The organism is Pedobacter heparinus DSM 2366 (genome assembly GCF_000023825.1).
Taxonomy (GTDB): domain Bacteria; phylum Bacteroidota; class Bacteroidia; order Sphingobacteriales; family Sphingobacteriaceae; genus Pedobacter; species Pedobacter heparinus.
The window spans coordinates 4,794,354-4,808,377 of the sequence record NC_013061.1 but is presented as its reverse complement, the minus strand read 5'-3'; the positions used below and the strand labels follow the sequence as shown (position 1 = coordinate 4,808,377).

8 protein-coding genes are annotated in these 14,024 nt (G+C 41.9%); all 8 read left to right on the top strand.

Annotated features, from left to right (window positions below; translation table 11 throughout):
* The first annotated feature begins 49 nt into the window (after positions 1–49).
* The 8 genes from PHEP_RS19870 (at position 50) to PHEP_RS19835 (ending at position 14,005) form a co-directional block, all read left to right on the top strand.
* Positions 50–1,237, top strand: coding sequence for a glycoside hydrolase family 130 protein (locus PHEP_RS19870; RefSeq protein ID WP_015809783.1), 1,188 nt, complete (start codon positions 50–52; stop codon positions 1,235–1,237).
* Positions 1,234–2,427: an AGE family epimerase/isomerase gene (locus PHEP_RS19865; protein ID WP_015809782.1), complete on the top strand. Its 1,194-nt coding sequence runs from the start codon at positions 1,234–1,236 to the stop codon at positions 2,425–2,427. Before PHEP_RS19870 ends, PHEP_RS19865 begins: the two co-directional genes overlap by 4 nt.
* A gap of 50 nt (positions 2,428–2,477) precedes the next feature.
* Positions 2,478–4,094, top strand: coding sequence for an alpha-L-rhamnosidase-related protein (locus tag PHEP_RS19860; protein WP_202901282.1), 1,617 nt, complete (start codon positions 2,478–2,480; stop codon positions 4,092–4,094).
* A gap of 315 nt (positions 4,095–4,409) precedes the next feature.
* Positions 4,410–7,337, top strand: a complete 2,928-nt coding sequence (locus tag PHEP_RS19855; RefSeq protein ID WP_162141676.1) for a SusC/RagA family TonB-linked outer membrane protein — start codon at positions 4,410–4,412, stop codon at positions 7,335–7,337.
* Positions 7,338–7,379: 42 nt separating this feature from the next.
* A complete protein-coding gene (locus PHEP_RS19850) occupies positions 7,380–9,032 on the top strand; it encodes a RagB/SusD family nutrient uptake outer membrane protein (RefSeq protein WP_081436880.1) in 1,653 nt (550 codons plus the stop codon).
* A gap of 15 nt (positions 9,033–9,047) precedes the next feature.
* Positions 9,048–11,204 (top strand): polysaccharide lyase family 8 super-sandwich domain-containing protein, encoded by a 2,157-nt coding sequence (locus PHEP_RS19845; protein ID WP_015809778.1) that lies wholly within the window; start codon positions 9,048–9,050, stop codon positions 11,202–11,204.
* Between the two features lie 55 nt (positions 11,205–11,259).
* Entirely contained in the window at positions 11,260–12,366 is a 1,107-nt protein-coding gene (locus tag PHEP_RS19840) for a glycoside hydrolase family 88/105 protein (protein ID WP_015809777.1), read from the top strand.
* A 31-nt stretch (positions 12,367–12,397) separates the two neighbouring features.
* Positions 12,398–14,005 carry a glycoside hydrolase family 28 protein gene (locus PHEP_RS19835; RefSeq protein WP_162141675.1) on the top strand — a complete coding sequence of 536 codons (1,608 nt, stop codon included), beginning with the start codon at positions 12,398–12,400 and terminating at the stop codon, positions 14,003–14,005.
* Positions 14,006–14,024 lie beyond the last annotated feature (19 nt).

The window sequence follows — 14,024 nt, the reverse complement described above, 5'->3', positions numbered from 1 at the left end:
AAGGTCAACTGCGGGAAGGTATAGATATAAATGTATTATATAAAAAAGCATGACATCCATTTTTAAGAATCGCTTAGAGCAACTTCAGAAAGTACATCAGACACTTATCCACCAAAAGAATCAAATTGAAACCGGGGGGAATGGCATATTCGACCGGTATAGATATCCGGTATTAACGGCTGCACATATACCCTTAACCTGGAAGTACGACTTCGACGCGAAAGCTAATCCGTATTTCATGGAACGCATAGGATTCAATGCTGTTTTCAATGCCGGGGCAATAAAGTTCAATGGTAAGTTCATCCTGGTTGCCCGTGTAGAAGGGGCTGACAGAAAATCTTTTTTTGCCATAGCTGAAAGTGAAAATGGTATTGATGGCTTTGAATTTTGGAACGCTCCGATAGTTTTTGACACCGATGAGCATGCAGATACCAACGTTTATGATATGCGGCTCGTAAAGCACGAAGATGGATGGATATATGGTTTGTTCTGTACAGAGAAAAGAGATCCTTCAGCTCCGGAGTCCGATCAAACCTCGGCCTTGGCACAGTGTGGGATCATCAGGACAAAAGACCTCAAAAAATGGGATCGCTTACCGGATTTAAAAACGCCCTCGCCTCAACAGAGAAATGTTGTGCTGCATCCTGAATTTGTGGGGGGAAAGTATGCCTTTTATACCCGTCCGCAAGATAGTTTTATAGAGGCCGGAACAGGAGGTGGAATAGGTTTTGGACTGGCAGATAACATAGAAAATGCAACTATAACGCATGAAGCTATCTTTTATAAAAAAGAATACCATACTGTTTACGAGGCAAAAAATGGACAAGGGCCAGCTCCAATAAAGACAGACAAGGGCTGGTTGCATTTAGCCCATGGCGTAAGGAATACGGCGGCAGGGTTGCGATATGTGTTATATATGTTTATGACCGATTTAGATGATCTGACAAAAGTAATCTATAAACCAGGAGGTTATTTTATTGCCCCTGAAGGAGAAGAAAGAGTAGGGGATGTTTCTAATGTTACTTTTTGTAATGGCTGGATCGCAGATCAGGATGAAAAAGTTTATATATATTACGCTTCATCTGATACCCGGATGCACGTTGCTACATCTACAGTTGAACAACTGATAGATTACGTGGTGAATACCCCGGAAGACGGGTTAAGTTCCGCTAAATCTATAAAGAATATTGTTGGGTTAATAGATAAAAACAGTATACACAGCTTTTCTAAAATATGAGCGAAATTCTTATACAAGAGTTTGAAAAGGAACTGGCCGGTATGCTGAACTACTGGGCTACATATACAGTAGACAAAGTGCATACAGGCTTTTATGGACAAGTTGATAATGACAATAATGCTATTGAAAAAGCAGATAAAGGTGCTGTGTTAAACTCCCGCATCCTTTGGTTTTTCTCTGCTGCCTATAATTACAAGAGCTGGCCCGAAAGTTTACATCTGGCCAGAAGAAGCTATGATTATATAAGAGACCACTTTGTGGACAAGCAATTTGGAGGAGTATATTGGTCTGTAGATTTTCAGGGCAAACCAGCAGATACCAAAAAACAGATGTATGCACTAGCGTTTGCCCTGTATGGGATAACAGAGTTTTATAAGGCTAGCAGAGAGGAAGAGGCATTGGCCCTGGCTAAAATTCTTTATGCTGATATAGAGAAACATAGCTTCGACCCCATAAATAATGGATATTTTGAAGCTTTTTCCTGCCAGTGGTCAGAATTGACAGACCAACGTTTAAGTGATAAGGATGCCAACGAAAAAAAGACTATGAATACACACCTTCATGTTTTAGAGGCATATACCAGTCTTTACACTGTTTGGCCCGATGAGGGATTGGGCAGGCAGATCCGTAATTTGCTTGGTGTTTTTACAGATAAGATTATTGACAGAGATACCCATCATCTGATGCTTTTTTTTGACGAAAGCTGGCATTCAAAATCCCGGGCAATTTCTTTTGGACACGATATAGAGGCTTCCTGGCTTTTGCTGGAAGCAGCGGAATCTTTGGGAGATGAAAACCTGATCTGGCAATTTAAAGATGTAGCAGTAAAGATGGCCATGGCATCTATTCAAGGGCTAGATGAAAATGGAGGGCTAAACTATGAGTTTGAACCATCCAATTGGAGCAGAGAAAAACATTGGTGGGTACAAGCTGAAGCCATGGTAGGTTTTTTTAATGCTTTTCAGCTTACGAAAGAACAGACCTACTACGATAAATTTTTAAAATGCTGGGAGTTTACAAAAGCGCACATTATCAATACACAAAAAGGAGAGTGGTTTTGGGGTGTAAATGAAGATCTTTCCTTGATGCCTGAACAATATAAAGTTGGTTTATGGAAGTGCCCATATCATAATGGCAGGGCCTGCTTGGAGATGATACGCCGCCTTGGTGTCAATTTCGATTTTTCCTGATCATCATGATAAACCTGAAAAAGCAACTTTTACTTTTGATTTTATTGGGCATGGGCCAATTCTTAGCAGGACAAGAGCTTGCAAAAGACGTTTTTATGCTGCAGCGTAAAGACTGGCTAAAAAATGCGGAGGCAAGCAAACCAAAACTTTTTGAGCAGGTTAAAAAGCCGGTTTCGATAGTTAAGATAGTGAAGGATGAACGTTCTTTCCAGGGTTGGAGGAGCGAAGGAAACCAGCCTGTATCCGAATTGTATAGCTCATCTTTCAAAAAGCAATCAGGGATTGTTGTTGATTTTAAAACACATCTCACAGGATATTTTACCATCACCATAAAAGCTATACATGGAACCCCAGACGCGCCGCTGCGTTTCAGGTTCACTTTCGGCGAAGTACCTTCTGAGCTTGTTACTCCGTTTGAGCAGTATAAGGGAGGTTTAAGCCGCGCCTGGTTGCAGGATGAAATCATAACTGTTATGGACGTTCCTGCCAGAGTAACGCTTCCACGCCGTGTTGCGTTTAGGTATCTTAAAATTGATTTGCTTGGGAGCTCAGCGTTTTTTGATTTTGCAATTGCCGACATGGAGCTGAAGTCAACCACCTCTGTCAACATACAGCCTGTTTCGCTTGCTGCAGGTACCAATTCAATGATTGCCCAAATTGATAGCGTTGGGCTTGCAACACTTAAAGAATGTATGCAAACAGTGTATGAGGATGGCCCAAAGAGGGACAGGCGACTATGGATCGGAGATCTTTATCTGGAGGCACTGGCTAATAACCAATCTTTCAAAAAGCATGATCTAACCAAACGTTGTTTGTATCTGCTTGCCGGTTTAAGCAGGAACGATGGTTATCTGTATCCAAGCGTATTTGAAAATCCGGAACCACATCCACAGGCAGGAATTTCCTTCCTTTTCGATTATGCATTGTTATATAATGTTGCGGTTAAGGACTATCTTGATGCTAGCGGTGACCGGGGTACGGCTTTAGACTTGTGGCCTGTAGTGAAGAAACAGGCCGAGAGTCCGCTAATCCATTTAAGGCGCGATGGGATGTTCGATGATCGGCAGGCAATGAAAGACAACTGGTGGCTGTTTGTGGATTGGAACAAGGCGCTAGATCGCCAGGCCTCCATTCAGGGGATCGTTATATACTCCCTGGCACAGACATACGAGCTGGCAAGACGTTTAGGAAAGGAGCGCGAGGTTAGCCATTTGCCAGCTCTCATTGCCAGAATGACTGCCGCCGCCAGGAAAAACTTATTTAACAAACAAAGGGGGCTATTCGAAAGTGGGCCTAAAAAGCAAATTTCTTATGCTTCCCAGGCCTGGATGGTCATCAGTGGGGTAGCTTCTAAAAAGGAGGGCCAAAGCGCATTTGAGGCGTTGGCTGCTATAAAAGATGTGGTAAAACCGGGCGCAGCCTACCTTTATCATTATGTTGTTGAGGCGATGATAAAATCGGGGATGGGCAGGGAGGCAAAAGACTTAATTTTAGATTATTGGGGGGGAATGGTTAAAAAGGGTGCTGATACGTTTTGGGAAGTTTATGATCCTTCCGACGATTACCTATCTCCGTATGGTTTCTTTCCAATCAATAGTTATTGCCATGCCTGGAGTTGTACACCGGTATATTTCATTAGAAAATATCCCGAGATATTCCAAAAATAATATTGTTCAGCAGTTTTTGAGGAATAGGCTTTTGCACCATGATGAAATCAGGATACTATAAATTGCAATTAATAGCGCTAACTGATGTTTTTGTACTTAAAAACGTTAAAAATGTATTACAAATTAGCTAAAAGCTTACCTAAGTTTGGATGATCCCATAACATCTTAGAGAAAAGGTCTGCGCAAAACTCGAGCTCAGATTTGCCAATCTTTTCTGGCTTTATGGATTATTATATAACCAAGTATAACGATATGAAAAAAAAATTACACAGTTTTTTGGAGAATAGGTGTAAGCGAAGTTTACTGATATTCTTCATGCTTTGCTACACTATGGGCTATGCTCAAAACACCTCTGTTTCCGGGAGAATTATTGATGAAAAAGGGATGCCTTTGGTTGGTGTAAGCATAACTATAAAAGGCGTTAAGGGAGGTACATTAAGCAACAGTGAAGGAGACTTTTCCATAAATGTTCCTGATGAAAATACCATTATTGTTTTTTCTTTTATTGGAATGAAAACCCAGGAAATAGCTGTAAAGGGGCGTCATGTAATTAATGTTACGCTCGAGGAAGACGACAGCAGTCTGGACGGGATAGTGGTGGTCGGATATGGTACCCAGAGCAGAAGGGATATTACAGGATCCATCTCCTCTATTAAGGAAAAAACATTGAGAGAAGTTCCAGTAACCAATGCTGCGCAATTGGTAGAGGGCAGGGTTCCGGGGGCCTATGTAACCACGGGTGCCAACAAGCCAGGTACCACTCCAAACATTACCATTCGCGGTAACAGATCTTTCAGTGCTGGTAATGCTCCCTTGTTCGTGGTAGATGGTATGCCTTTAAATGATGGTATCAGCGACATCAACCCGAGCGATATTGTGTCGATGGAGGTGCTAAAAGATGCATCTGCAACAGCTATCTATGGTTCAAGAGGGGCCAATGGGGTAATTCTGGTAACCACTGCCAGAGGCAAGGCGGGAGAAACCAGTGTGAGGTACAATGCCTATTATGGCATTACAGACGTGGTGCGAAAGGCAGATGTATTTGAAGGAGAGGGTTTTGTAAAGTACATGAGAGATGCCGCAGCAGCTATCGGGAGAACAGATGAGACATTAATATTTAAAGATCCGATAGAACGGGAATCCATAGCCTTAGGGCGCTATACCAATTGGCAGGATTTACTGATTAAAAAAGGCCATACCCAAAACCACGAACTAGGGATGCTTGGGGGAACAGAAAATACAAAATACAACCTGTCACTGGGTTATTTTAATGATGAGGGTTATTTTGTTGGTCAGAATTATAGCCGCTATACCGCACGGGTTAATCTGGACCAAAACCTGGGTAAGCGCATAAAAACAGGCTTGTCGATTTTGACTTCATATGCTGTAAATAATGGAGCGGGTTATAACCCATATCTTAACTCTTTGATCAGTTCACCTTTGGGCGTGCCCTATGATAGTGACGGTAAATTTATACCCTATCCCATTAACGATCCCACAATGTTTAATCCACTGGCCTCTAAAGAGAAGGATAAGTTTATCAATATAGAAAAAGACACCAGGATTCTGGCCAGCCTGTTTGCTGAGGCAGAGTTATTACCAGGGCTTAAATACAGGATTAATTTTGGCCCGGATATCCGTACAGCAAGAGTGGGCAATTTTAACTCCACAAACATCCCCGTGGGGATATTACCAACGGCCAGTACCTCTGAAAATTATTGGTTCTCCTATACCCTGGACAACCAATTGACCTATGATAAAGTATTTAACAAAAAACATAAGCTTAATTTAACGGCTTTATACAGCATTCAGGAACGAAGAAATGAAAGTACCAATATCAGTGTAAGCGATTTGCCGGTGGAGACTGTAACCTATTTTAATCTGGGTTCTGCAGGTATTATTGGAGGCGTAGGCAGTGGTTACTCCAGATGGAATATCCTGTCTTATATGGGAAGGATCAACTATGGCTTTGACAATCGCTTTCTGGTAACGCTCACGGGAAGGGCTGATGGATCTTCAAGATTTGCACCAGGCAACAAATGGAGCTTTTTCCCATCGGCAGCAGTTGCCTATAACATTTCAGAGGAAAGTTTTTTGAAGAATGTCTCGTACCTGAGTAACCTTAAGCTGAGACTGAGCTATGGGCTGACCGGAAACCAGGGGATCAACTCTTATCAAACTTTAGCACTTTTAGGTAAAACAGCTTACGAATTTGATGGGAAAGCAGCTTTTGGTTATGCGCCCAATGGCATAGCCAACAAAGACCTTAAATGGGAAACCTCTGCTACGGCCAATATAGGTATAGATTTCGGATTTCTAAATCAACGAATTAGCGGAACTATAGAGGTATACCAGACCAAAACCACTGACTTATTGCTTCCTTTTGCACTGCCAGGATCTACAGGTTTTCAATCTGTAACCACAAATATAGGATCAACACAGAACAGGGGACTTGATTTTTCTTTGTCTACCCAAAACATCATGTCTGACAGCGGGTTTCAATGGAGCACAGACATTACAGCAGGTTACAATAAAGGAAAGATCCTTGAACTGTCTTTAGGTAAAGTAGATGATGTCGGCAGTGCGCGCTTCATAGGAAAACAGCTGAATGTGTATTATGACTACGAAAAGATAGGCATCTGGCAGAAGGGGGAAGAGACACTAGCTGCTCAGCAAGGATCCAAAGTAGGACAAATCAGGGTAAAAGATCAAAATGGAGATGGGAAAATCACACCTGATGACAGGGTAATCCTTGGTTCCCCTGATCCGACGTTTACATTTGGTTTTAACAATAACTTTTCATTTAAAGGATTTGATCTGTCAGTATTTGTAGTTGGGGTTCAGAACAAGACAGTAACCAGTCCCCTTTATACCGTTCCTAACAATACCATTGCTTTTGGAGGCAGGTATAACCAGCTTGCAGTTGACTATTGGACGCCTACAAACCCAACTAATGCTTATCCGCAGCCCATTGCCGATCAAAATGTGAATTCGCTCCTCTTTGGAAGCTCCTTAAAGTATTTTGATGGTTCGTTTGTACGAATTAGGAATATCAATTTTGGCTATCTTGTGCCAGAGCGTGTCGCTTCAAAAATCCGGGCAAAATCGTTAAGATTTTATTTTAACATCACCAACCCTTTTGTTTTCTCTTCTTATGTAAGAAATTATGCAGGTATAGATCCTGAGATATTGGACAATCCGGCAACAGTGAATTATCAACTGGGATTAAATGTTAAATTCTAATTTGAAAAAATTCAATAAAATATAATGAATAATTATAAACAGATGAAAAATATATATGTATCCATAATTGGCAGTATAATGCTCTTTTCCTCCTGCCAGAAATTATTAGATGAAGATGTTAGAAATCAAATCTCCAATCTTTATTATACCACACCCAGCGGCGTGGAAGACGGGGTAAAGGCCAGCTACAGCTATCTGCGAAACTGGTATGGCAAGCAAGGGTCAGCCTGGTTAACGATGTATGGGGATGAATATACCAATGGAGCTGCCGATGCCACAATGAATGGTTATACTTCTGGTCTGAACTCATCTTATTTAGTGGTCAGAGATGGCTGGAACCAAACCTATACGGCCATCAATACCTGTAATGCAGTTTTGGCTGCGGCAGAAAAAGTGAATATGACTGAGCAATTAAAAAACACCAGAATCGGTGAACTCAAATTTTTGCGGGCTCATTATTTCTTTCTCCTCGTTCAAACCTATGGGGCGATTCCACTGCCTTTAACACCAACTACAAGTGCTTCGAGTGTGGCCACCAGGACACCGATTGCTGAAGTTTACAAAGCAATTGTTGATGACCTGATTTTTGCTGTGGCCAATTTACCAGAAACTACCCCTGACTATGGCCGGGCAACTTCACTTGCTGCCAAGCATGCTTTAGCTAAAGTGTATTTAACCCGGGCCGGTACAGCAGTTAAAGAAGCTACAGATTATGCCAAAGCGGCAACTCTGGCAAAAGAGGTAATTGCATCTGGCAAATATTCTTTATTACCCGATTTTGCAGCAATATTTGCACAAGGGCCCGGAGGAAGGAACAACGAGGTTATATTCGCCTGTCAATATGATGTGAACCAGCTCACCGGTGGTACAGCTGGAAATCTTGGAAATCAGACACATCTCTTTTTTACCACAGATTATACTTCCCAGCCGGGCATGGTACGCGATGTAGCTAACGGGCGGCCCTACAATCATTTCAGGCCAACCAATTTTATGTTGGGACTGTACAACAAACAATATGACTCCCGTTTTAGCAAGTCGTTTAAAACGGTATGGTATTGTAACAAGCCAGGAAGTTATACCATCAGTGGTAAAACTGTAGCTATGGCATTGGGTGATACTGCTGTGGTGATGACAGATTACGAACCTACCCAGGCACAAAGGAATGCCGCAAAATATACGATCATCTCACCCAGTCAGCAACACAATACCCTGTTTCCCCAATCTTCAAAACACATAGACGGATTAAGGGCCGATGTTAACAATATAAATGGTGTAAAAGATGTGCTTATATTTAGATTAGGTGAAACTTATCTTATTGCTGCTGAAGCATTACTGATGGACGGCAAGGCTGGAGATGCGGTGTTCTATGTGAATGAACTGAGAAAAAGAGCTGCCATTGTTTCTTCCGATCCTGCTGTAACAACCGCTAACAGGCAGGCCATGGAGGTAAGTGCTTCGGACCTTAACATAGATTTCATTTTGAATGAAAGGGCCAGGGAGCTTAACGGGGAGTATATGAGGTGGTTTGATCTGGTAAGAACAGGCAAATTATTGGAACGCGTGAAACTATACAATACACTTGCTGCACCTAATATTAAATCCTATCATGTGTTGAGGCCTGTTCCACAAACCCAGATAGACAGGGTTATTGGTGGGGCAAGTGCTTTTCCTCAAAACCCAGGATACGACAATTAGCATTCAACCTAAAAAATGGCAAGGAGACTTTTTATAATTATCTTACTTATACAATTGGTGCTTACAGGTGTTGCATCGGTTTTTGGTCAGCATAAAAGCAGCCCTCAGGTATGGGCAAAAGATATTAAAACCATCACAGAACGCCTTGCTGAAGATTATCTGGCTGAAGGGGTTGATTACCATAAAGTTGAAACGGTAGTTTCATCTTTAAAACAGGATGGCAGCTGGCCTGGTATTGATTATGTTACCGTTTCAAATGATTTCCCTGCCGGGCTTCACCTTAAAAAGCTGATGCTCATGGCCAATGCGTATGCCAGGCAAGGCAGTGGTTTTTATCGCAACAAAGAACTAAGACAAAAAATCCTGCTCGGGTATAATTACTATCTGGATAAAAAGCCAACATCAAAAAACTGGTGGTACAATGATATAGGTGCCCAGCAGGATTATATGGCAGGCTTGATCTTGATGAAGGGCCAGATTGCAAATGCAGACCTTATCCGTTATGCTTCTTATCTAAAGGACCTTACAGACAATCCTGCCCACAGGGGTATGAACAGGATATGGGTGTCGGCCATTACCATTGCCAAAGGATGCCTGGAAAACGACTATTTATTAGTCGGCAAAGGCTTCCAAAGTGTAGCTGCTACCCTGGTAATCGCAAACGAACAAGGCATAGAGGGCATAAAAACCGACAATAGTTTTCACCAGCACCGGCCACAATTGTATTCAGGTGGATATGGGATGGGCTTTGCAGAAAGTACAGCAAAGTTAATGGCCCTTTCTGCAAATACCTCTTTTCATGCTACCTTCTCTGCCGAGAAAAAAAGAATATTTTCAGACCTGCTCTTGTACGGACACCAGCTTTTCAGTTATCGTGGGGCGGTCGACTTTGGAACTATTGGCAGAAATATCGCCCGTCCAAATTCAATAAGTCCCATCAGTCTGGTAACATTAGATCAGATGATGGTCATCGACAGCCAGCGGAAGTCGGCATTCCGGGATTGGAAATCCCATATACAAGGAGCGGCTTTCCCCAAACCTTTTCTGGGGAGCAGGTATTTCTGGAAGTCAGACATCATGACCTACCATGGAGAAGACTACTATCTGTCGGCAAAAGTAATCTCTACCCGTACCAACGGAACGGAAATGTTAAACGCTGAGAACCTGAAAGGATATAACCTTCCATTGGGGGCAACCAATATCATGAAGACAGGAGGAGAATATAAAAATATCTTTCCCATATGGGACTGGACACGTGTTCCCGGCACTACTGCAGTGATGAACCAATCGGCTACAGTACTGCCCTGGTATTTATTTGGAACAAATGAATTTGCAGGAGGGATCAGCAATGGCGAAGCAGGCGTAATTGCTTATGAGCACAGCTATAATGGCGTACAGGCAAAAAAGGCTTATTTTCTTGTGGATGGCTCTATGCTTTGCCTGGGTGCAGGTATCAATGCAATCAGAACACAGCAGGTGGTCACCTCAGTTAATCAATGTTATCAGGATGGCGAGGTGGTTACTGGTGGAAAAGGCAATGTAGAAGGAACCCGCTTTACAGATAGCCTGAGCACCTCTAAAGGCGTGGAACTTCATTGGGTTTACCATGCCGGTGTGGGCTATATCTTTCCTGCCGGAGGAAACCTTACCCTGAAGAACGCTGTGCAGACTGGCTCCTGGAAATCCATCAATCAAAGTGGAAGTGAGGAGCTCATCAGCAAACCGGTTTTTAGTCTGTGGCTTAACCATGGCACAGCTCCATCCGAAGACAGTTACTGTTATATCGTGCGCCCGGAGCATTCTTTAGAAAGCTTTAAAAGTCATGTTCATGCAAATGGCTTTATAATCCTTAAAAATGACAAGAATATACAGGCCGTAAAATATGGACATAGCTATTTTGTTGTATTTTACAAACCGGGAGCAGTTGATCTCGGAAAAAATCTGCAGGTTTCTTCAGATTCAAAAGCAGTATTCATGATGGAAGAGAAAGAGGATGGTTATCAGTTGTCGCTTGCAGATCCTACCCATCAGCAAAAAGAAGCGAACTTATCCTTCAGCTTATTAAAAGATGCAGCTACCCCCTCTCAGGAAAATGGTACAACAAGACTCAACTTTATATTTCCACAGGGTGACGATCAGGGTAGTGCCGTAAACAGATTTTATAAAAAATAAATTGACAATTGGTTTTAAATGCAGCCCGTGTAAATTAGTTAGTAAATAGAAGACAATGGTTAAAAAAGTATCGGGAGTGATGATCGCTTGCCTTTTATGTGTGGCTGCCGCGGCCAAGGTGAACATACCGGCCAACAGTGATTCCGTATTAAAGATGATGAGTAAGGTAGCCAATTGGCAAATGAAAGAATGGGAAGAGGGCAGGATCATCAAACTTCCTAAAACAGAATGGGAAAATGCTGCGATGTATACAGGTTTTGTCGCCTTGAAACAAATCGACAATCGGCCGGCCTACGATCGGTTTTTGTACAATATTGGAGAAGAGTTGAAGTGGAACACTGGAAAAGTCAGGCTCTTTGCCGACGATTATGCCATTGCCCAGATGTATACAGCAATGTATATGGAACATCGGGCGCCTAAAATGATTGCCAAATGGATGGCGCTTGCCGATACCATTGTAAATAAACAATTTAACGAACCTTTAATGGTCGTGCCGGGAATTAACCACCGGGAATGGGCCTGGTGTGACGCCCTCTTCATGGGCCCTCCTGGAATGGCCATGCTCTCCAAAGCAACAGGAGACCCGAGATACCTTAAAAAAGCAGATACGCTGTGGTGGAAAACTTCGGGATATTTATACGACAGGAAAGAAAGCCTGTATTACCGCGATGCAAGATTTTTTGAACGAAGGGAGGCCAATGGTAAAAAAGTTTTTTGGTCGAGGGGCAATGGTTGGGTACTGGCAGGCCTGGCCAGGATGATGGACAATATGCCCGTTGATTTTGAAAACAGGAAAAAATATGAGCAGCAATTTAAAGAGATGGCAAAAAAAATAGCAACTATACAGCAGCCAGATGGCAGCTGGCATGCCTCTTTGTACGACCCCCTTACATTTAGTCTTAAAGAATCCAGTGGTACCGCATTTTTTTGTTATGGACTTGCATGGGGCATAAACATGGGTTTACTGCCTAAGAAGAAGTACCTTCCAGTGGTAGAAAAAGCATGGGAAGCTTTGCTTTCTGCTGTCCATCTTGATGGAAAGCTGGGCTATGTACAGCCCATAGGAGATAAACCGGTAAAAGCAGGCTATGAAAGCACTGATGTTTACGGTGTGGGTGCTTTTTTGCTTGCCGGATCTGAATTGTATAAACTATACAGATAATAACGGGATGAAAAATAGATTTAAACTGTTAATGATAATATTTCTTGGATTCATTTATAGTTGCAGGACTGAGAAAAACTTTAATATACTTGACTTTGGAGCCGTCCGGGACGGGAAGACCTTAAACACCGCCGCTATTCAAAAGGCAATAGATGAATGTAGCAAAAAGGGCGGACGGGTTGTAATTCCGAAAGGTGTTTACCTGTCAGGTACTTTATACATGAAAAGCAATGTAGAACTACATATTGAGGAAGGGGCGATACTTAAAGGCAGCGCTTCTTTTAAAGATTATCCTGACAACAAAGTGACCTACAAAAATGCCTTTACACATTTTGAAGACGGAAAACTTTATGCTAATAAAGCATTTATTTTTGCGGAAAATGTGAGTAACATCTCGTTTACTGGTAAGGGAACTATTAACGGCAGTGGCGACAGTCCCGAATTTAATCTTGGAAATGACGATACGTCTATAAGCCGTTCAAGACCCTGCATGTTGCTAATTATTGACAGCAAGCACATTAAGCTGAATGATTTGACTTTAGAGAACTCAGCATACTGGCTACAAAACTATCTGGGCTGTGAATTTCTTGAGCTAAAAGGTTTAAAGATTTATAACCAGTCAAACTATAATCAGGATGGAATGGATATTGACGCCAAACACGTACTGGTAGAAGGCTGTACCTTAGATGTTGATGATGATGGTATTTGTTTTAAAAGTCATGATCCGAAACGAATTGTAGAAGATGTGGTGGTCCGAAACTGTAAGATATCCAGTAACTGCAATGCCATTAAATTTGGCACCAAATCTATGGCCGGATTAAAAAATGTCAGCATATCAAATTGCAATATACAGAAAGCCTCTGCTGACCCCATCAGACATTGGCAAAAGACATTAAAATTTATAGACCAACCCATAACGGTAATTTCAGGCATTGCACTTGAAGCTGTAGACGGAGGTATAATTGACAGCATCAGCATTTTTAATATCACGATGAAAGACGTACAAACACCCCTATTTATTGTATTGGGTAATAGAGGTAATAAGCCAATGGGCGATAAGAATTTCTACAATACCTCTGCAGGCAATACAGCACAACAAGCTGTAGGAAAAATAAGTAATATTCAGCTTAAAAATATCAAGGCGACAAGTCATAGCAAAATGGCCAGTTCTATAACAGCATTTCCAGGCCATTACATAGAAAATATAACACTAGACAACATTGCATTTAACATTATGGGAGCAGGAACCCAACAGGAAGCCATTACCCCATTGATAGAGAACCCGGGTGCATATCCAGAAAACAGGATGTACGGACTGGCCTATCCTGCAAGCGGATTTTTTATACGGCATGTAAAAAACCTATCTTTAAATCACATCAAATTAAGTGTCAGAAAACCCGATTATCGTTCATCTATAATTTTGGATGACGTATTGGGAGTTAACATAAGCAATGTAAATTTACCGGTGCCTGAAGGAAACACCGCTGCTATTGGTTTAAAAAACAGTAAGAATATAAAAGTCATCAATCCTGTTTTTAAATCTGAAAACCAACCATTGATACAACTAGATGGCACAGCTGAACCTGAAATTGCCATTGCCGGGTTTAAAAAATATAAAGGATGGCTAACGTCTTTATAAAAAACGGTAATATTTATCC

Coding starts and splice junctions, on each gene's coding strand:
- PHEP_RS19855 (WP_162141676.1), top strand. CDS start 4,410: ATGCTTTGCTACACTATGGGCTATGCTCAAAACACCTCTGTTTCCGGG.
- PHEP_RS19845 (WP_015809778.1), top strand. CDS start 9,048: ATGGCAAGGAGACTTTTTATAATTATCTTACTTATACAATTGGTGCTT.
- PHEP_RS19835 (WP_162141675.1), top strand. CDS start 12,398: ATGATAATATTTCTTGGATTCATTTATAGTTGCAGGACTGAGAAAAAC.
- PHEP_RS19865 (WP_015809782.1), top strand. CDS start 1,234: ATGAGCGAAATTCTTATACAAGAGTTTGAAAAGGAACTGGCCGGTATG.
- PHEP_RS19870 (WP_015809783.1), top strand. CDS start 50: ATGACATCCATTTTTAAGAATCGCTTAGAGCAACTTCAGAAAGTACAT.
- PHEP_RS19840 (WP_015809777.1), top strand. CDS start 11,260: ATGGTTAAAAAAGTATCGGGAGTGATGATCGCTTGCCTTTTATGTGTG.
- PHEP_RS19860 (WP_202901282.1), top strand. CDS start 2,478: ATGGGCCAATTCTTAGCAGGACAAGAGCTTGCAAAAGACGTTTTTATG.
- PHEP_RS19850 (WP_081436880.1), top strand. CDS start 7,380: ATGAAAAATATATATGTATCCATAATTGGCAGTATAATGCTCTTTTCC.